This is a genomic window from Bifidobacterium crudilactis, from assembly GCF_000738005.1.
GTDB lineage: Bacteria > Actinomycetota > Actinomycetes > Actinomycetales > Bifidobacteriaceae > Bombiscardovia > Bombiscardovia crudilactis.
The window spans coordinates 1,644,964-1,663,280 of sequence record NZ_JHAL01000002.1; the positions used below are offsets into that span (position 1 = coordinate 1,644,964).

An 18,317-nucleotide genomic window follows, 5' to 3' on the forward strand; every position below is an offset into this window, starting at 1 on the left:
CTCACACTTGACACCCTCATAGTCAAAGGTGAGACGATAGTGGTCGGCGTTGCCCCAAAGCGATTCGGGATGGCGGCCGGTCAAGAGCGGTCATTGCGACACATACGGATGCATGTGGTGCGAGGCGCACGGACAATGGAGAAGACACGGTATGTTCGTTCTGAAAGAAGCTTGGGCAACGATAAGCCATCATCGGGGGCGCAGCACACTCGCCGCATTGACCATCGTCATCGTTTCCATGGCATCGCTGACCGGTCTGTCCATTCTCAAAGCGGAGAACACGGCGACGACCACCAGCTACGACTCCCAGGATGTCACGGCGGTGTTGAAGGTGAACCGCGAGAACGTCAAGAAAGAGAACGCCGGAAAGACCGTCGACTGGTCCAAATACGCCTTGGGCTGGGAGGACTACATCACTTACGCGCAGGCCGCAGGCGTGCAGTTCAGCGCGGATTACAACGAATCCGCCGACGTGGCAGGCACCGGAGACTTCAAGGTCGTCAGCGGCAACTCAGGAACATCCACAGACGGCAAGGCCGCAGACGGTCGCGGGACGCTTTCCGTGGTGGGCTTCTCCTCCCCAGCCTCCGCAAAGGACGCGGCGAACGGCGCATTCACGATCGTATCCGGAAAGGCCGTCAACTATTCGGAGACTTCGGCCGGCAATACGGTACTCGTGTCTCAGGCGTTGGCCACGAAGAACGGTCTCAAAGTCGGCGACACCATCACCGTGGCCGATGTCAAGACACCGACGACCACACATGCCCTGAAGATCTCGGGAATCTACAAGAACACCGAAACGAAAGCATCATCCTCGGCTGACGCGGCGAATCCTGAGAACGCCATCTACACCAGTTACTACACCTTCATGAGCATGGGCCTGGATAGCGAAACCGCACCAGGCACCGCCGGGCATGAGCTGAATATGGTATTCGGTTTCAGCACGCCGAAAGACTTCAATACCTTCACGAAGAACATTCGCAAGGCGGGCCTGAGCAAGAATTACGATGTGGTCTCCTCGAGTCTCAAGGCCTACGATGCCGCCGTGGCCCCGCTGAGCGAGCTCGCCTCGTGGACGAGGTACGGGCTTATCGGGCTGTCGGCCCTCGGCTGCCTTGTTCTTCTGGCATGCGGCGTTCTCACCCTTCGCCACCGCCAACAGGAGATCGGCATGCTCATGACCGTCGGACTCGGCAAGGTCAGGATTTCATGGCGCTTTATCGTGGAAATGCTGATTATCGTGATACCGAGCCTGGCCGTCGGTCTTGGTGGAGGCTACGCACTCAATCTGCTCGTCTCACGCTGGATTCCGGCACATGAGATCGTTCGGGCGACCGCCGATGGCAGCGTGTGGAAAACCCTGACACTTGCGGCGCTAGGGCTTTGCGGAGTGTGCATCGTGGCCGCGATAGCACGAATCACCGTGTTCAGAAAGCGCACGTTGCTGATGAAGCGCGAGGAGGCCACGGCATGAAGAATCGCCAATCAGAAGATGGTATCCATGAGGACCTCCCGTCATCGACAACCGACGCGCGGACAGATAGACCTTCACCACAGCACAGCGAGCCCACAACAGGGAAGGATTCCGTCATGACCGATCACACGAAGGATGAGCTTCAGGAATCGTCGACGCAGGAGCCTCCTACGGAACAGGGAAAACCCTCCATACAGACCGAATCCACCGAAGCGCCGGCAGCCGAAAGCCGGAATCCCGATTCAGCGTCCTCGTCCGATGGGCAAGGCGATTCGGAGTTGTCCGAGCAGACGCAGTCGGCTGACAAGGAGCCGTCCGATGAGAAGTTGTCCGATGAGTCCTCGCAGAAGGAGGATGCACCTTCCGTGAGTTTCACCATCGTCTTCGAAGATGATGATCCTGCAGATGACGGTACCGTGCCGGATCCGGCGTCGGCGAACCCGGATGAAGGCTCGGAACAGGTGCAGGACAGACCGCTGACCGTCGGGACAGACCCGGACAACGAGGCGGAGCCTGGAGACTCGCAAACGCATCCAGCTCCATCCCATCCCGGCACTGCACGCCGAGCAGACGATGCGAAGTCCTCCGACGACATCCTCTCTTCGGATTCAGCGCAACTCGCATCACAGGCCGAAGACTCCCCCGCAGCAGCATCGCTGAAGAATTCGAAGGATGTCGATGTTCCCGAAGAATCGTCTTCCGACCCCCTGATGAAGGTCTCGTCACGCATCAATGCGGAGATTCATCGCAGAAGCACGCTGCGGATAGACCAATACCCCGTTCTGTCATTGAACAAGGTCACCTATTTTCCCCAAAAGAGCGGCTTTGCCATTCTGGACGATGTGGACTGGCCATTTTACGGTGGAAGTCTGCAGACGGTGCTGACCGACGCCGACGACGCTCGTATGGCGGTCGCAGGTCTGCTCAGCGGCCTGGTCCTTCCCACCTCCGGCTCGGTTGAGTTCAGGGGCAAGAATCTCTCGGAGATGGAGGCTTCGGAATATCGGGGGCATCTCGTGGGAGTGATGCTGCAACGCTTTGCTTCACGGGACGAGCTGAGCGCGTTGGAGAATCTCGTACTCACGATGGAGGCTTCGGGTCGGAACTTCCTCAAACCAATACCGGTGATCGCCAAGGGTTGGCTTGCCCGCGTCGACTTCCCCGAAGCACGCATCAACGAGCCGGTGCGCTCATTGGCGGCACTCGACAGAAGACGCGCTGAAATAGCCAGAACACTGTGCTGCGATGCCACGGTACTCATATTGGACGAGCCGAGCGGCGGCCTTGAACATCAGGATGCGGTCACTGTGATGAAGCTGTTGACCTCGCTTGCACAGGAACAGGATCGTTGCGTCGTCGTGCTGACTTCACAGGATGACGTCGCCCAATATGGTGAGACAATATACGAGGCCTAGCCTCGCGGGGAATGCGGCGCGTCGAGCACCGGACAACTTCGTGGGGAGCAGCCGCAGCAACGTCCCGACTTGCGGGAATACCGGGACTTTGCTCGATACAGCACCCATCCGCAGCGCGCGACTGATATGGAAAGCGGGACACCGGTGAGACACGGCATCGCTAAGTTCAACCATGACCCGGCACTCTACCGGTGCCCGCTATGCCATGAAGCGCTGACGCTCGATCGCTCGAGTCTGCGCTGCGCAAATCGCCATACCTTCGACATATCTTCCAAGGGTTTCGTCTCCATGCTGCGCGGCGGCAACAACGAGAGCGATCTGTACGACCGATCGTTCTTCGAGCATCGTTCAGCCGTATTCTCTGCAGGCATGTATGACCATGTCATCAGAGCGTGCTGCGACAGCGTGGAGAATTCCCCCGCAACCGCACCTCAGACACGGTCGCTTCTCCCCGAGTCCGCCAATTCATTCGATGCCCCGAGAGTCGTCGACGCCGGGTGCGGAGAAGGCCACTACATGCGGAGACTTGAGGCACGGCTCGCATCCGTACCTTCGAAGCAGACCCTGAACAGCACCGACCTCATAGCCTTCGATATCTCACGCGAGGCTGTCGCTCTCGCTTCCCGTGGTGGCGGCGATGTCGAATGGCTGGCTGCCGACCTTGCGAACATACCGCTGCGCGACGGCAGCGTGGACTGTATCACCAACGTCTTTTCCCCCGCGAACTACGCCGAATTCACCCGTATTCTGCGTCCGGGCGGCACGCTGGTGAAAATCGTCCCCGGCCCTCACCATGTCGCGGAGCTACGCAAGACCATCGTCGATGCCGGGCTGCGCAAGGAGCTCCGGTATTCGAACGACGATGTGCTGCAGGGCATCAGCGCGCATATGCGCATACTGAATACCACTCGGGTGAGCGCAACGACAGCAGTCGATGATGCCCTGCTCAGAGATTTCATGGCGATGACGCCGGTGATGTTTCATATCGATCAGCAGGCGCTTGAACTGAGCGAGCTCGACCGCATCACCATCGAAGCCGATGTCATCGTGGCCAGTGCGATGTAGGCTGCGGAAGCCGTTATGACGTTATGACTTCACGGCTTTTCGAGCTACCCTCTGAACACCGTCACAGGTAGTTAGGACCCAGTCGTGTTGGGACCCAGCCAGCTGTCAGACTGGCAACGCCTGGTCAATGGCGCGACGCAGAAACTGTGAGCGTGACTCACCACAAGCTTTCGCTCTATTATCGATCTCTTGCACACGCGACTTGGGAATCCGGAAGGAAATGGTTTCCAGTTCCTCGTTGAATACTTTCGGCCTTCCCGGCGCGACGGGACCGACGCGCCCCTTCCAGGTGCCATTCTCGTATTCTTCGGCCATAGCTTCAAGCTGCTGGTCAGTCACACCAAACAACTTGTTAATTTCTTCACGTCTCATGATTTCCTCCCTGCAGAGTTCAATTCGTTCATGGTCTTCCTCGACGGTGGCGTCATCGCATGGTAGATGAGCCACTGCCCATCGTTGTTGCGGACGGACATCATCTCGAGGAGTCGACCACGGCCGTCTACCCCCACCGTGATCCAGGTACCAGTGCCGTCCGCCCTAGAGGCGGAGAGCAAAGCCGACCTCCAAGCAGACAGCACATCCGCATCCTCAATCTCGTTGTGCCGGTCATGTATCCGCGGATGCACTATCACTTCGTTCTCATCTTGCACGGAACCCTCCCACACATAATATTGTAATACATATATATATTACATAATTGAGCCCCAGGTTAACCACCTCGCACTCTGGATTAAGCACTCACTTGTCAATGAGTTGGCTCATCCGTGCCACACGGCAGAAAAATCGAATACACAGCTACAGAACACGTCACTGGTGTACCTCCGTGCATTACGGCTCTTCGCCTTTTGGCATGGAGAGGACACCGAATACGATAACTGCATCAAAAGGACGGCTTTCCCGAGAATTCTTACCGCGTTGCTGCCCTTTTGATGCAGTTATCATCTCAAAGTGGCACGCACACTTGAAAAAATACCATTGCCCTCATGTAGCACCTGCGCTCCCAAGCGGAACACTTATCACGACATCACACATCTATAAGTCCATGAGCAACTGCGCACGACGATTACCTAGAGGCCTGCTGAGCGACGGGGACCACGCGAATCTGCCTTGCGGCCTGGAGTCCAAGTGCGATGGGGGCGCTTTCCTCAAGCCCTCCGACCAATGAGAAACTCACTGAATCGGCATATCTGGCTAGGGACTTGATGCGCACTTCCTTACCGATGCCGAAGCCTTCGTCTTCCAGATATCTGAGCAACTCGGGGTCCTCGTCATTGACCCGTTCTATACGGACGATCGACCCCGGTGTCGCTTCCGACAGCAGGCCACTCGACACCTCCGGAATATCCCCCGCCTCACTTGGAATCGGGTCTCCATGCGGGTCCTTGCTCGGATGGCCCAGAGCCGCGTCGATGCGGGTGATCATCATGTCCGAAACGGCATGCTCCAGGGAATCCGCCTCGTCATGAACCTCATCCCAGCGATACCCCAGCGCGTCGACCAGAAACAGCTCCAGCAAGCGATGGCGACGCACCATTTTCAGCGCATAACGTTCGCCACGATCCGTCAATGTCACCGCACCGTATGGTGCATGCTGCACCAGCCCGCTGCTGACAAGCCTTCCCAAGGCTCCGGAAACCGTGGAAGGCTTCATTCCGGTTCGCTTGGCTATCGCGGCCGGCTGGATGGGCTCATGCGTCCATTCCTGTAAATCCCAGATCACCTTGAGATAGTCCTGGGAATTGGAGGAGAGGCTTTGAAAAGTCATAGACTCCAGTGTATTCAGTCCACGGTACCGATGTGAGGCATACCACATGCCTTCAGTGGCGAAATCGGCGACTCGCAACAACTTTCCCGTGACTTGTAACATGAAGCCCTCTATAATTCTATGCGTACAAGTTAAATGTTCGAGGGCTCAAAGTTTATGGATGCACAAGCATCGGGGAATGAGCACCGGGAACTTACCACTGGTGAATTAACACTGGTGAATTACGGAAGAGAAGGCAAGGGCAGTGTCAGATACGAGTGAGGGGTTGGCGTCCCGGAGCCATGGCCTGGTGGAAACCGCCAATGGTCTGTCATTGGAGGAGATCAACAGCTCCATCAGCATACCCAAGCAATCCTCGGGCTTCTGGAAAAGCCTTCTGGCCTTTTCCGGCCCGGGCGCTCTGGTCGCAGTGGGCTACATGGATCCGGGCAACTGGATAACCTCGATAGGCGGAGGCGCCCAGTACGGCTACCTGCTGATGTCGGTTATTCTGCTTTCCAGCCTCATCGCCATGATGTTGCAGTACATGTCCGCCAAACTCGGCATCGTCACAGGGCTTGACCTGGCACAGGCCACCAGAAAGCACACCGGACGCAAACTCGGCATCACTTTATGGATATGCACCGAGCTCGCGGTCATGGCCACCGACGTGGCGGAGGTCATCGGCGGGGCCATAGCATTGAATCTGCTGTTCGGCATTCCGCTGGTATTGGGCGTGGCACTGACGGTTTTCGACGTGCTTATTCTGCTGCTTCTGATGCAGGTGGGATTCCGTCGCATCGAAGCTATTGTGGTTTCGTTGATTCTGGTCATCATGGCGGTGTTCATCTATGAGGTCACGCTCGCTCAACCGGATATGGCAGGCGTGATGAAGGGCTTCATCCCGGACGCGCAGATTTTCGGCAACGGTCAGCTCACCATGGCACTCGGCATCGTGGGTGCGACCGTCATGCCTCACAATCTGTATCTGCATTCCTCGATTGTGCAGACACGAAAATTCGACCGAACGGACGATTCTCAGGTACGACACGCACTGCGCTTCGCGACCTGGGATTCAAACATTCAGCTGACCGCAGCCTTCCTGGTGAATTGCCTGCTGCTCGTTCTTGGAGCGGCGCTGTTCTTCGGTCACGGTGACGGTCTCGACACCTTCACATCCCTCTACAATGCACTGGGCGACCAGTCAATCGCCGGTCCTGTGGCCAGTGGAGCATTGAGCACCCTGTTCGCGGTGGCTCTTCTCGCCTCCGGGCAGAATTCGACGATCACCGGCACGTTGACCGGCCAGATCGTCATGGAAGGCTTCATCCGCATGCGGATTCCGATGTGGCTGCGTCGTCTGGTCACACGCGTCATATCCATCATTCCCGTGCTGATTTGCACGATGGTATTCGGCGGCAAGGAGTCCTCGCTGGATAACCTGCTGGTCTATTCACAGGTGTTCCTCTGCATCGCCCTGCCCATCTCCATGGTGCCATTGGTCTGGTTCACCTCCTCAAAGAAAATCATGGGCAAGGAATACGCCAACCCCTGGTGGCTTGCCGTCATCGCGTGGTTCGTCGTGATACTTCTTACAGGGCTGAATATTCAGCTTCTGGTCCAGGATGTAGGCCAGCTGCTGCAATACTTGAGGTAATCAGCTGCGATGCGCTACCCGATTCGCAGCACGGGCATCGGGGGAACATCATGGCCACTGCAGATAACGACGGCAAGACCTCGGGGCTGAGCGCGGAAGAACGCCAGGCGGTCAAGGACCGCGCTCGGGAACTGCGTCTGAGCAAAAAACGTCTCAGCAAGCAGGAGCGAGAGGCCATCGAGGCCAATGATGTTCTCGATTCCATCGCCAAAATGAGCGACAGCGACAAAGCGATCTGTCAGGCGGTATCGCGCATCGTCGCCGAGGTCGCACCCGATTTGAAAACCAGACTCTGGTACGGCATGCCCGCGTTCACCAGGAACGGAAAAGTGCTGATGCACGTGCTTCCCGCCGGGAAGTTCCATATGCGCTACGCAACGTTGGGATTTGAGGACAGCGCCGGATTGGATGACGGCGCTTCATGGCCGGTCGCCTATGCAATCACCGACATCGACTCCCACACGGAATCGCTGATTCGGCGTACAATCGCCAACGCGGTTCGTGAACTCCCCCTAGATGAGGAGAGCCCGGAGCGATAAGTCTCCGCTGGAACACACGTTGCGCGTACGGAAAATACACCGATACGGGCGGAGCTGTCCCAGGCGAAACCGGCAGGTTCAGCAATACCAGAAGGCCCCGCACCAACGCATGAGGCTCTGTCTACGTACGAGCCTCGGTCGAAGCATGCCGTATGGGGAACGAGAAGGAAGTGACGATAATTCATGAGCACAGAAACCGTGTCAGGACGCACCAAATTGGCGATTCTTTCAGTGGGCGCATTGACGTTCATCGGGATATTGACCGAGACCTCCCTGACGGTGGCCTTCCCGACACTGATCACCGAGTTGGGCAAGCCCCTGAGCACGATTCAGTGGCTCACCTCCGGATACCTTCTGACGGTGACTATCGTCATGAGTCTGACCTCGTATCTTATTCAACGTTTCAACCCCAGGACCTTGTTCATCCTCGCAGCCATCGTGTGCATCGCAGGTAGTCTGATCTGCGCAATAGCACCGTCCTTCGTGCCCTTGATGATAGGCCGTCTGCTGCAGGCCGTGGCAACAGGTATCTCGACCCCGCTGATGTTTCACATCGTGTTCGAGACCGTCCCCCTTCGTCAGCTCGGCACCTATGTAGGCATCGCCAGCATGGTCACCTCATTCGCCCCGGCACTCGGCCCGACATATGGCGGCATGCTCACCCATCTGCTGTCTTGGAGGATGATTTTCTGGTGCATACTGCCGATAGTTCTTGGCTCTCTGATTCTGGGCATGGTCACCATTGACCTGCCGATTCGTGCATTGGGCAAGAAATTCGACTTCTACGGTTTCGTCACCCTGGCCGTGGTGATGGTCGCCCTCATTGAAAGCTGCAACAGACTCGGCTCTCCAAGCCTGAACGATCCCGGCCTGTGGATTGCACTCGGCATATCCGTTCTGGGCATCGCCCTCTTCATCAGGCATATGGGCCACGGCAGCAGACGGATACTGGATTTCAGACTGCTCAAGCGACCCTTCCTCGGCTTGCGTGCGGGCAACTTCTTCCTGCTTCAATTCACGAATATCGGCATGTCGTTCCTGATTCCGATATTCGTACAGAACGCCCTGCATATGGACGCTCTCAGTGCAGGTCTGATCGTGCTCCCCGGCTCACTCATCGGCTCCTTCGTATCCCCCATCGCCGGCCGTATCTATGACCGCAGAGGCGCCACGCTCCCCTTGATTCTCGGCAATGCATCGATGCTGCTCGGATCGCTGCTGCTCTGGTGGTTCACGCATTCGCTGACCGCCGTCAGTCTGATGTGCCTGTATGCCTTCCTGCGATTCGGGTTCAACTTCAGTTTCGGCAACACGATGTCCGACGCGGCGAAGCATGTAGCAGCCAAGGAGAAGGGCGACATCAACGCTCTTTTCAACACGCTCCAGCAATTCGCCGGGTCATTCGGAACAGCTGCACTCTCCGCGGTCATCACTCACGAGCAATCACGCAATCCGAATACCACGCAGGCCGTGCTGGTCGGCGGTCAGAGCGATTTTCTGCTGTTATCCGTTCTTGCCGCCTGCGGCCTGGCATGCGCCATCATTGCTGCACGTATCTCCAGGAAACCGAAGGAGAACACCCTGGAGGGCGTGGAGGTCCGACTCTGAACCGAGTCGTTCAACGCCCTCCGGCGGCGAGCTTCATCAGCTCGCTGTCGAAATCCAATGACGGAGCGTTCGGGACACCGGAGTCGGCGCTGGCGGTATCGCTGTCATCACGCTCCGGTTCCACATTCAGGTCCACCGCGCTTCTGGTATACCTGTCACCCACGGCAGCCAGCATGCTCTTCCTGACTTCTGCGGTGACCATGCTGGCGAGTTCGGCGGCCACGCGAGTCTGTCGGCTGAGCAGACCGTCCGAACCCCAATCCACAGTGGCCGCCATCACGCCGGTCGGCACGACGATGGCACGCATGAACGCGAACAGTGAACGCATAGAGGTATCGGGAACCAGGGCATGACGCTCGCTCCCGGCAGTGGCGACCACAGCTACGGGCATTCCCAGCAGGGCATCCTGCGCGGCTATGTCCCAGAAGCTCTTGAACAGACCTGAATATGTGGCTTTGAACACCGGGCTTGCCGCAACCAAGGCATCGCTGTTGACGACGATATCCAACGCAGCCTGCAATTCGGGGGATATCCGCCAACTGACCGAGGCGATGGCGATATCCTTCGCCAGGTTTTTGAGTTCGATGACATTCACCTGTGCCGCATGACCATCATGCTGAAGCTGCTGCGCGGTTTTCTCCGCGATGCCTTCCGCAAGTTTGGTGGTGGTGGATGGTTCGCCGACCCCTGCACTCACCACGGTGATATGTCGTCTGCTGCTCTTTGTGCCGTTCATGAAACTTCCTTCGTCCTAACTACTCAAATATCCTAGGCAACTCAACGCGTTGAGCGGGATCGGAATCCGTGTACGGACTCGTGCCCGTCACATTGTCACCGCGGTTTTCCTTGGGTTTCGGCTGCCTTGCCGGTCCGTCGCCATATTTCGCCAGCATCATGTCGGCGTGCGAGGGCGTGGCGACGGCACCGGGATCACGCACCGCGGCGATCTCCTTGCGCAACTCCGGGAGCACATACTCCCCCAGCATGTCGATTTGCCGCTGCACAAGCTCGGCGGGCAATCCACCGTGATCGACCAGAAACATCTGACGGGCGTAATCCCCATACACTTCATGCTGGGCGAGCACCCGGTCCACGACCTGCTGCGGCGAGCCGACCATCAGCGGGGTCTGCTCGACCATCGTCTCCAGGCTCGGGCCACCGCGATACACCGGCGAATGGTCGAAATACGGACGGAAGGTCTCGAGAGCATCCTGCGAGCGCCGGTCGATGAACACCTGCGCCCCGAGCCCTACCACAGCCTGAGCAGCAGTGCCATGACCCCAATGGACGAAACGGCTGCGGTACAAGGCCACGAGCCTGCGGAAGTGATCGACAGGCCAGAAAATCCCGTTGGCGAAGAAACCGTTCCCGTAATAGGCGGCCTGCTCCGCTATTTCCGGAGTCCTTATCGAACCATGCCACACGAATGGAGGAACGTCGTCCAACGGTCGAGGAATCGACGTGAACCCCTGCAAGGCGGTCCTAAACTGGCCGGACCAGTCGACGACGTCCTCATGCCAGAGACGATGCAACAGGTTGTAATTCTCCAGGGCCAGCGCCAATCCCTGCCTGATGTCCTTGCCGAACCAAGGATAGACTGGCGCGGTGTTGCCGCGACCGAGCATCACATCGACCCGACCGTCCGCCACATGCTGCAGCACCGCATACTGCTCGGCAAGGTTGACGGGATCGTTGGTGGTGATCAGGGTCGTCGATGTCGACAGCGTGATGCGTTCCGTCTGCGCGGCAACCGCGGCGAGGAAGGTCGTGGGGGATGACGACCAGAAAGGGGGATTGTGGTGCTCGCCTATCGCAAACACGTCAAAGCCTGCCTGCTCGGCCCCGATGGCCTGTCGCATGGTGTCTTTCAGACGTGCCGCTTCGGAAGGCACCTGTCCGGTCACCGGGTCCTTGGTGACGTCGGAAACGCTCATGACACCGAATTCCATCGGCCCGGGGCGTGCGGGCGGGGTTGCGCGCGCATTCGCCTCAATAATCGCTTCCATCGACTCGGCCATCGTCCTGTTCCTTCCTGTCGGTCACGGTATCTCGATGTCAAGGCGGCACCGGAGACCGCGTCGACAGGTGCCATCAGGAGGGATCGTTCGTTTACCAGGCACCAAGATTTCCACTGTGGGAAATGTATCACCCGAAGGTCGGCGCTACCAGAGACCGAGCTCACACTTCGCTGTAAGGGTACGTGCAGGCATGACGCACACTGCCGGTTAAAGCGGCATGGCACCGCTGCGGTTCTTCGGCGCTTCAAATCCGGTGTGGCCGAAACCGGCATGCCGTGGACTACTCTGAACTCATCGGAATCTCTTGTTCCGCCGAGGAGGGGTATGTCCAGCATATTGAAGAACGCAGTCATCTGCGGCCTCATCCGGCCTCAACGACCTTCTTGCTGTTCGTGCCAGCAAGCGTGATGACTGCCTCCATGACGTCCACAGACAACACGGAATTGACTATCTCCTGCCACCAGGAATGGATTTGGAACGCCTTCGCGGAGGCCCATGTCGCATTCATCACTACCAAGAGCCGTGATAGAGCGTGTGAGTGGAGTCTAAGCCGTCACATCGATTTATGGCCTCTGGATGATGTGCGATGCGGCGACGCGCTCTGGTGCACACCCGATTTCCTGACGGCGCAGAACGCAAGGATGTCCTCTCATGGACTAACGCCGCTGCGTATGCTGACTCCACAGAAGGACTGGCCCACGAGACTCGGTAGGGAGCTACTCGGTCGTTCTGCCGTCGAAAGCACGGTCGGCGCGGTGCTGAACTGGGGGTCATACGATGATTCGGGTCTCGCCGACAGTACGGCACCGGGTGGATGCGCTCCCTGGTCTCAGCTCGTCAACGGGCGGGTACCGGATTTTCCTGCCGCGCAACGCGACCTTCCGGTATTGCAGCAGGCGTTGGCGCATGCACCCGCCGACTCGCACATTCTCGTCAGTACGCATGTACCCGATATTGCGGAGGAATGGATGGTCGTGGTGCACCGCGGACGCGCCATCGCAGCCCAAGGCTATTGCATTCATCAACCCGTCGGAAGCCGCAACATCATCTCCGTGTTCGATGGGGCTGCATTCACCGAGGACAATATCGAGCATGCCATGCAACTGGCGGAGGCTGGCGCGAAGCGACTGGACATCGACAGCGTCGTCATGAACATCGCCTTCCGCTCCGATTCGAGGGCGCTGGTGCTTGAAGCCCTGCCGACTTGGTGCACCCCCCTGTACGCCTACCCCGCGCAGGCAACCGGCCAATTGCTGCAGGCGATTGCCGATTGTTCCTTGCCGGACGAATTCAACCCAGCCGGGTCATCCGCCGGCGGAGATGAGACGGATAGTCAGGTATTCCAGCCGGATTCATGGATGAAACGTTGTTACGCCTCACGATTCGCCAATTAGGACAAAGTCTGCCAAGTTGGTATATTGCTATGAGCGCAAAAAACTTAGCATTAGTAAGATTTTAAGAATATTGGCTAATGTCTCCGACATTGACCAGGAAGTACAAAGTCGGTCAAATCGACAATAGTCTGTAGACTACTGGGTAACGAAGTATCCGTGCAGTGGGGGCACGGCGCGCAGGAACGTCTCGACAAGACATCTAGGGGGAATTATGGCCGAAGGTTACGTGCAGCATCAGAAGAAGCAGGCTGACAAAATCATCCGCATCACCGAAAAACTGTATATGGAACGAGGCATGGAAGGTTTCACCATCGGCGATATAGCCGACGGCGCGGAAATCACCCGAGCCACGGTATACAACTATTTCTCATGCAAAGAGGACATCCTATGGGCCATCTTCTTCGAGAAGATGGATGGTCTTCTGCTCCGTCTGAACAAGAAACTCGAAGATACCACTACCACCTTCGAGCGTCTCCAGGCATACGCGGAGGCGAATTATGAGTATTTCAAGGAAGACGCCAGCTTCGCGATCTTCTTCGACCTCTTCCACACCATCTTTGCGACGGCAAGCCAGAAACCCGATGACTTCTGGGAAAGCCCCTACAATATCTCGAACTGGCGCCCCGGCAAGAGCATCAAGATGTTCACCGAGAACTTTCACGACGGCAGCGTGAAGGCCAACCTCGACCCGCATGAGACCGTGGTGTCGTATTATTACGCCTTCCTGGGAACCATGTCCTTCACCTTCAAGAACAAGGACGAACTCACCAAGTTCTACGGACTCGATTATCTGGAAGTGGCGAAGATTCAGATCTCCTGGATTCTGCAGGCCATCAAGGCAGATTAAACGCCTTAGTTGCATGCGAGGCGATAACTGCACTACAAGGACAGCAACGTGGTGTTTTTTCTCCGAAAAGCTGTCCTTGTAGTGCAGTTATCGTATTAGGGCCTTACAGCGGCCCGACAACCACGGCTATTTGATGGGCATATGGTATTCCAGGGCAACCGCCTCGATGTCTGGCACCCCATACCTTGCGACAAGCGCATGCCACCGAAGCAGATTGCCCTCTCCGAAGCGAGCCGCACGCCTCGTCTGCCGTTCCACTGAAATACATGCGGGAGGATGAGACTTGCTGTTGAATTTATCCGCATACATGACGATTTCCTGTTCGACGGTAGTGGGGAGATACTCCGCCGGAGGCAACGGCAGATGCTGCTCGACCACCTCCTGACGAGTGATGCCTACGCCGGTGTGATTTCTGGAGAATGCGGCGACCTCCTCACCGTATCCCTCATCCAGAAGGATGCGGTAGCCGATAAGACCATGGAGAATGTAGCGCTTCGAATCGAAGCGAGGAATGGAACCGGGAACACTGCCATCGCTTGATTCATCGAATACGCGGTAGGTGCCGATGTCATGAAGCAGCGCACCGACCCTGAGCAGCTCCTCATCGACATCCCCCTTCCTGACCAAAGGCGCGAAAGACACGGAGCTTTCGGACGACACCGGGTCGTCAGGCACTCGGGTGGTGTTGCCCCGCGCAATATCCTGCGCCAGCCGCGCCACTATCTCACAGTGCCTGTGCACCACATCAAAGGCGGCCTGCGAGGGAGCCAGACGATGATGAAGTTGAGTGATTTCCTCGATACTTGGAAGCGTTGTACTCATATCCACATGATAGGGACGACGAGCGGACGATGTGCCGACCGGATGATCTTGCGCACATCCATACTCGCTCTATGCGATTTTTCTGTTGGACGAAACGACATAGACAGTAGAATCGGAGCGTACAACGAGCAAAAGGGGTGACATGGGGACTTCGGAAAGCGAACAATATTCCGCCCAGCGGAGCACTGCAGCCGACATGCAAGCGGATCCGGCCTGGTCCAATCCACTGCGCGATCCAAGGGATTTGCGCATGCCGCGCGTCGCAGGTCCCTGTTCTCTGGTGATTTTCGGAGTAACCGGAGATTTGGCGAAAAAGAAACTATTGCCGGCCGTATACGACCTCGCAAATCGAGGGTTGCTGCCAGCGGGGTTCGGCCTGATAGGCTTCGGCCGCAGAAAATGGGACAACGAAGAATTCGCCAACTTCGCCAAAGAGAACATGAAGGCCCACTGCCGCACGCCCTTCAATGAAAAGACATGGGAACATCTCCATGACGGTCTGCGTTTCGTCACCGGCACCTTCGATGACGCCGAGGCCTTCACCCGCCTTTCCGACACCGTGTCCGAACTGGACAGAGACCGCGGCACCCGCGGAAACCACGCTTTCTACATGTCCGTGCCACCAAGGGACTTCCCCCTCGTGTCCAAGCAACTCGCCGACTCCGGCCTGTCGCATTCGACCGAAGGCGCATGGCGCCGCGTCATCATCGAGAAACCCTTCGGTCATGACCTCGCCAGCGCCAAAGAACTGGACCGCGTGGTTTCCGAAGTCTTCGAACCCGATTCCGTGTTCCGCATCGACCACTACCTCGGCAAGGAAACCGTACAGAACCTCCTGGCCCTGCGTTTCGCCAACACCATGTTCGAACCGGTATGGAACGCGAACTACGTCAGCCACGTGCAGATCACCATGGCCGAGGACATCGGCATCGGCGGCAGAGCCGGATACTACGACGGCATCGGCGCCGCCCGCGACGTCATTCAGAACCACCTGCTGCAGCTCATGGCCCTCACCGCGATGGAGGAACCCGTATCCTTCTCCGCCGCCGACCTGACCGCAGAAAAGCGCAAGGTGCTTTCTGCGGTGCGGCTGCCCAAGAACCTCGCGGATCACACCGCTCGCGGCCAATACTCCGCCGGATGGCAGGGGTCGGACAAGGTCGTGGGATACCTCGATGAAAAAGGCATCAGCCGCGACTCCACAACCGAAACCTATGCCGCGATTCGCCTCGACGTCGATACACGCAGATGGGCGGGAGTTCCCTTCTACCTGCGGACGGGCAAACGTCTGGGCAAGCGGGTCACCGAGATTGCGGTCGCCTTCAAACCGGCACCGCACCTCCCGTTCGAGACCACGGCGACGCGCGAACTCGGCGCCAACGCAGTGGTTATCCGTGTACAGCCGGACGAAGGCGTGACCATACGATTCGGTGCCAAAGTACCCGGTACCGCGATGGAGGTCCGTGACGTGAGCATGGACTTCAGCTACGGTCGCTCATTCACCGAAGCCTCGCCGGAAGCATACGAACGACTCATCCTCGACGTGCTGCTCGGCGACCCTCCCCTCTTCCCGACCACAGAGGAAGTCAACCTGTCATGGAACATCCTTGACCCGATCGAAGACTTCTGGAGCACGCTCGGACAGCCGGAACCCTACCGTTCAGGAACCTGGGGCCCGGCCCAGGCCGATGAGATGCTGGCTCGTGATGGATACCACTGGAGGATGCCATGATTGTCGAAATGCCCGATACCGCAACATCGGAAATCTCTCGGAAAATCGACGCGCTGCACGAGGAGCGCGGCGAGGCAGCCCTGGGCCGCGTGCTCACCCTGCTCATCAGCACATCCGAGGATGAGCTCGAGGAGTCGATGGAAACGGCGAATGCCGCAAGCCGCGAGCATCCCTGCCGGGTCATCGCCATCGTCACCGACGGTTCGGATTCAAGCCAACAGTCAAAGCTCGATGCGCAGGTGCGCTTCGGCGCGGATGCGGGCGCAGGCGAAATCGTCGTTCTCAAACCCACCGGAGGATTGAAACGACACCTTGACACCCTGGTGATTCCGCTGTTGGTTCCTGACGCACCCGTGGTCGCATGGTGGCCTTCAAAAGCCCCGGAGGACCCCTCAAAGGACCCGATAGGCCGTATGGCCCGAAGCCGCATCACCGACGCGATACGGTCCTCCAACCCGGATGCATCCTTCACCGCGCTGAGAGCTCACTGGTCATGCCATGACATCGATATGTCGTGGACGCGCCTGACCGTATGGCGCGCGATGCTCGCCTCGATGCTCGACCAGCCGCCGCATCTGCCTATCAAATCGGTTCGGGTCAAAGGGCAATCGCACTACATTCCACTGGATCTGCTGGCCGCATGGCTCGCGGTCCGACTGGATGTACCGGTCACCATCGAGCGTGAAGATGATCTGAACGCCATCACCGGCGTCTTCTTCGAGCGTGAGGACGGTGAGCTCAGCATGGAACGGCCTTATGAAGATCAGGCCACCATCTGTCAGCCCGGTGAATCACAGCAGGACGTCGCCATGCCGATGAGAACGCTTGAGGAATGCCTGAGCGAGGAAATGCGCAGGCTTGACCCCGACGAGGTCTATGCCGAGGTCATCACCCGCGGCTGGGGACTTGTGGATCACGAATAACCGCTCCGGCACGAAGCGCTTCATGATTCGCAACGGGACCATGAAGCGCTTCGTATCATGCAATCACCGCATCAGGAATCAGGAATCAGGAGAAATCTGAACATATGTCACAACGACTGGCCGTCACCTACCCCAATCCTGAATCGCTGCACACGGCTGCAGCTTCGCGTCTGCTCATAGAAATCGGAGACAGAATCGCTTCGCAGCATCGTGCCGACATCGTACTGACGGGCGGCACCGATGGCAACGCCGTACTCAGGCACATCGCCAGCAACCCGCTGAACGAGGCCGTTGATTGGGGTTGCGTGCATCTGTGGTGGGGCGACGAACGCTTCGTTCCTGCGGATCACGACGACAGAAACGCCAAACAGGCACGCGAGGCTTGGTTCGGCACCCTTGTCGCTCAAGGGCTGCTTCCAGAATCACACATTCACGAGATGCCCGCGGATCAGCGCAGCGAACATGAGATCGCCGTAGCCGGGGACTCCGAAAATATCCGTCTGCTGGATGCGGCCGCCGCGACGTATCAGGAGGAAATCATCAGGGAATTAGGTGCCAGCCCGCACTTCGACGTCGCCATGTTCGGCGTCGGACCTGACGGACATTTTGCTTCCCTGTTCCCGGACCACCCGCAGGTATGCATCGACGACGCCGATGTATTGGTGACCGGCGTGTCCGACTCCCCCAAAATGCCGCCGCTGCGAATCAGCCTGACCGTGCCGCTGATTAACAGCAGTCGCAAGGTATGGGTTCTCGCATCGTCATCGCGAAAGGCCGAAGCCGTACATAACGCGCTGTCATCGGTGAACAACCCGCATGTGCCCAGCTCCTTCGCCAACGGCAGCACAGAGACGCTGTGGCTTCTGGACGACGAAGCCAACTCGGATACCGGCCTGTGAAATAGATACCTGCATCACAAGGACAGCTCTGGAGTAAGAATTTCTCGAAATGTCCTTGTAATGGCTCTTCTTATGGTGGCGTGTAAAGACCCAACACGTTAACTGCACTAAAAGGATAGCTTTTGACCCGGAAATCTCCCTCAAAGCTATCCTTTTAGTGCAGTTATCTTATTGGGGACT

Annotated in this window: 18 protein-coding genes; 11 read left to right on the forward strand and 7 right to left on the reverse strand. The window is 57.8% G+C overall.

Going from position 1 to position 18,317, the window contains the following annotated elements; translation table 11 throughout:
- Positions 1 to 151: 151 nt before the first annotated feature.
- The 3 genes from DB51_RS08955 (at position 152) to DB51_RS08965 (ending at position 3,954) form a co-directional block, all read left to right on the forward strand.
- The gene (locus tag DB51_RS08955; protein ID WP_034253331.1) at positions 152 to 1,474 is read left to right on the forward strand and encodes an ABC transporter permease; all 1,323 of its coding nucleotides are present in this window, start codon (positions 152 to 154) and stop codon (positions 1,472 to 1,474) included.
- A 116-nt stretch (positions 1,475 to 1,590) separates the two neighbouring features.
- Positions 1,591 to 2,889, forward strand: a complete 1,299-nt coding sequence (locus DB51_RS09850) for an ATP-binding cassette domain-containing protein (RefSeq protein ID WP_051867419.1) — start codon at positions 1,591 to 1,593, stop codon at positions 2,887 to 2,889.
- Between the two features lie 126 nt (positions 2,890 to 3,015).
- Positions 3,016 to 3,954 carry a putative RNA methyltransferase gene (locus DB51_RS08965; RefSeq protein WP_034253332.1) on the forward strand — a complete coding sequence of 313 codons (939 nt, stop codon included), beginning with the start codon at positions 3,016 to 3,018 and terminating at the stop codon, positions 3,952 to 3,954.
- 105 nt (positions 3,955 to 4,059) lie between these two features.
- Here DB51_RS08965 and DB51_RS08970 read toward each other — a convergent pair whose 3' ends face one another.
- The 3 genes from DB51_RS08970 to DB51_RS08980 all read right to left on the reverse strand — a co-directional run bounded on the left by DB51_RS08970 (position 4,060) and on the right by DB51_RS08980 (position 5,719).
- The gene (locus DB51_RS08970) at positions 4,060 to 4,326 is read right to left on the reverse strand and encodes a ribbon-helix-helix protein, CopG family (RefSeq protein WP_034253334.1); all 267 of its coding nucleotides are present in this window, start codon (positions 4,324 to 4,326) and stop codon (positions 4,060 to 4,062) included.
- On the reverse strand, positions 4,323 to 4,604 hold the full coding sequence (locus tag DB51_RS08975) for a hypothetical protein (protein WP_034253336.1): 282 nt from the start codon (positions 4,602 to 4,604) through the stop codon (positions 4,323 to 4,325). Before DB51_RS08975 ends, DB51_RS08970 begins: the two co-directional genes overlap by 4 nt.
- A gap of 413 nt (positions 4,605 to 5,017) precedes the next feature.
- A complete protein-coding gene (locus DB51_RS08980) occupies positions 5,018 to 5,719 on the reverse strand; it encodes a metal-dependent transcriptional regulator (RefSeq protein ID WP_034254480.1) in 702 nt (233 codons plus the stop codon).
- Positions 5,720 to 5,963: 244 nt separating this feature from the next.
- On the opposite strand from DB51_RS08980, the gene DB51_RS08985 reads away from it, so the two are divergent.
- From DB51_RS08985 to DB51_RS08995, 3 genes are all read left to right on the forward strand, one after another.
- Entirely contained in the window at positions 5,964 to 7,355 is a 1,392-nt protein-coding gene (locus DB51_RS08985) for an Nramp family divalent metal transporter (protein ID WP_238548339.1), read from the forward strand.
- Positions 7,356 to 7,405: 50 nt separating this feature from the next.
- Complete coding sequence (locus DB51_RS08990) at positions 7,406 to 7,894, forward strand: iron chaperone (protein WP_193786473.1); 489 nt, start codon at positions 7,406 to 7,408, stop codon at positions 7,892 to 7,894.
- A 183-nt stretch (positions 7,895 to 8,077) separates the two neighbouring features.
- Entirely contained in the window at positions 8,078 to 9,502 is a 1,425-nt protein-coding gene (locus DB51_RS08995; RefSeq protein ID WP_034253340.1) for an MFS transporter, read from the forward strand.
- A gap of 10 nt (positions 9,503 to 9,512) precedes the next feature.
- Here DB51_RS08995 and DB51_RS09000 read toward each other — a convergent pair whose 3' ends face one another.
- The 3 genes from DB51_RS09000 to DB51_RS10245 form a co-directional block, all read right to left on the reverse strand.
- Complete coding sequence (locus DB51_RS09000; RefSeq protein ID WP_034253341.1) at positions 9,513 to 10,238, reverse strand: CE1759 family FMN reductase; 726 nt, start codon at positions 10,236 to 10,238, stop codon at positions 9,513 to 9,515.
- A gap of 19 nt (positions 10,239 to 10,257) precedes the next feature.
- Positions 10,258 to 11,520, reverse strand: coding sequence for a CE1758 family FMN-dependent luciferase-like monooxygenase (locus DB51_RS09005; RefSeq protein ID WP_238548340.1), 1,263 nt, complete (start codon positions 11,518 to 11,520; stop codon positions 10,258 to 10,260).
- Positions 11,521 to 11,881: 361 nt separating this feature from the next.
- On the reverse strand, positions 11,882 to 12,028 hold the full coding sequence (locus DB51_RS10245) for a hypothetical protein (protein ID WP_156958299.1): 147 nt from the start codon (positions 12,026 to 12,028) through the stop codon (positions 11,882 to 11,884).
- Between the two features lie 133 nt (positions 12,029 to 12,161).
- On the opposite strand from DB51_RS10245, the gene DB51_RS09010 reads away from it, so the two are divergent.
- Both DB51_RS09010 and DB51_RS09015 read left to right on the forward strand, forming a co-directional pair.
- Positions 12,162 to 12,914 carry a hypothetical protein gene (locus DB51_RS09010; protein ID WP_238548341.1) on the forward strand — a complete coding sequence of 251 codons (753 nt, stop codon included), beginning with the start codon at positions 12,162 to 12,164 and terminating at the stop codon, positions 12,912 to 12,914.
- Between the two features lie 211 nt (positions 12,915 to 13,125).
- The gene (locus DB51_RS09015; RefSeq protein WP_034253344.1) at positions 13,126 to 13,761 is read left to right on the forward strand and encodes a TetR/AcrR family transcriptional regulator; all 636 of its coding nucleotides are present in this window, start codon (positions 13,126 to 13,128) and stop codon (positions 13,759 to 13,761) included.
- Between the two features lie 126 nt (positions 13,762 to 13,887).
- Here DB51_RS09015 and DB51_RS09020 read toward each other — a convergent pair whose 3' ends face one another.
- Positions 13,888 to 14,583: an HD domain-containing protein gene (locus DB51_RS09020; RefSeq protein ID WP_034253346.1), complete on the reverse strand. Its 696-nt coding sequence runs from the start codon at positions 14,581 to 14,583 to the stop codon at positions 13,888 to 13,890.
- Between the two features lie 196 nt (positions 14,584 to 14,779).
- Here DB51_RS09020 and zwf point away from each other — a divergent pair, with 196 nt between their 5' ends.
- From zwf to pgl, 3 genes are all read left to right on the forward strand, one after another.
- Complete coding sequence (gene zwf, locus DB51_RS09025) at positions 14,780 to 16,315, forward strand: glucose-6-phosphate dehydrogenase (protein WP_034254488.1); 1,536 nt, start codon at positions 14,780 to 14,782, stop codon at positions 16,313 to 16,315.
- Entirely contained in the window at positions 16,312 to 17,238 is a 927-nt protein-coding gene (locus DB51_RS09030) for a glucose-6-phosphate dehydrogenase assembly protein OpcA (RefSeq protein ID WP_034253348.1), read from the forward strand. The genes zwf and DB51_RS09030 overlap by 4 nt, the downstream gene beginning before the upstream one ends.
- Positions 17,239 to 17,342: 104 nt before the next feature.
- Complete coding sequence (gene pgl, locus DB51_RS09035) at positions 17,343 to 18,137, forward strand: 6-phosphogluconolactonase (RefSeq protein WP_034253350.1); 795 nt, start codon at positions 17,343 to 17,345, stop codon at positions 18,135 to 18,137.
- Positions 18,138 to 18,317: the final 180 nt, after the last annotated feature.

Coding starts and splice junctions, on each gene's coding strand:
- DB51_RS08955 (WP_034253331.1), top strand. CDS start 152: ATGTTCGTTCTGAAAGAAGCTTGGGCAACGATAAGCCATCATCGGGGG.
- DB51_RS09850 (WP_051867419.1), top strand. CDS start 1,591: ATGACCGATCACACGAAGGATGAGCTTCAGGAATCGTCGACGCAGGAG.
- DB51_RS08965 (WP_034253332.1), top strand. CDS start 3,016: ATGGAAAGCGGGACACCGGTGAGACACGGCATCGCTAAGTTCAACCAT.
- DB51_RS08970 (WP_034253334.1), bottom strand. CDS start 4,326: ATGAGACGTGAAGAAATTAACAAGTTGTTTGGTGTGACTGACCAGCAG.
- DB51_RS08980 (WP_034254480.1), bottom strand. CDS start 5,719: ATGACTTTTCAAAGCCTCTCCTCCAATTCCCAGGACTATCTCAAGGTG.
- DB51_RS08990 (WP_193786473.1), top strand. CDS start 7,406: ATGGCCACTGCAGATAACGACGGCAAGACCTCGGGGCTGAGCGCGGAA.
- DB51_RS08995 (WP_034253340.1), top strand. CDS start 8,078: ATGAGCACAGAAACCGTGTCAGGACGCACCAAATTGGCGATTCTTTCA.
- DB51_RS09000 (WP_034253341.1), bottom strand. CDS start 10,238: ATGAACGGCACAAAGAGCAGCAGACGACATATCACCGTGGTGAGTGCA.
- DB51_RS09005 (WP_238548340.1), bottom strand. CDS start 11,520: ATGGCCGAGTCGATGGAAGCGATTATTGAGGCGAATGCGCGCGCAACC.
- DB51_RS10245 (WP_156958299.1), bottom strand. CDS start 12,028: ATGAATGCGACATGGGCCTCCGCGAAGGCGTTCCAAATCCATTCCTGG.
- DB51_RS09010 (WP_238548341.1), top strand. CDS start 12,162: ATGTCCTCTCATGGACTAACGCCGCTGCGTATGCTGACTCCACAGAAG.
- DB51_RS09015 (WP_034253344.1), top strand. CDS start 13,126: ATGGCCGAAGGTTACGTGCAGCATCAGAAGAAGCAGGCTGACAAAATC.
- DB51_RS09020 (WP_034253346.1), bottom strand. CDS start 14,583: ATGAGTACAACGCTTCCAAGTATCGAGGAAATCACTCAACTTCATCAT.
- zwf (WP_034254488.1), top strand. CDS start 14,780: ATGCAAGCGGATCCGGCCTGGTCCAATCCACTGCGCGATCCAAGGGAT.
- DB51_RS09030 (WP_034253348.1), top strand. CDS start 16,312: ATGATTGTCGAAATGCCCGATACCGCAACATCGGAAATCTCTCGGAAA.
- pgl (WP_034253350.1), top strand. CDS start 17,343: ATGTCACAACGACTGGCCGTCACCTACCCCAATCCTGAATCGCTGCAC.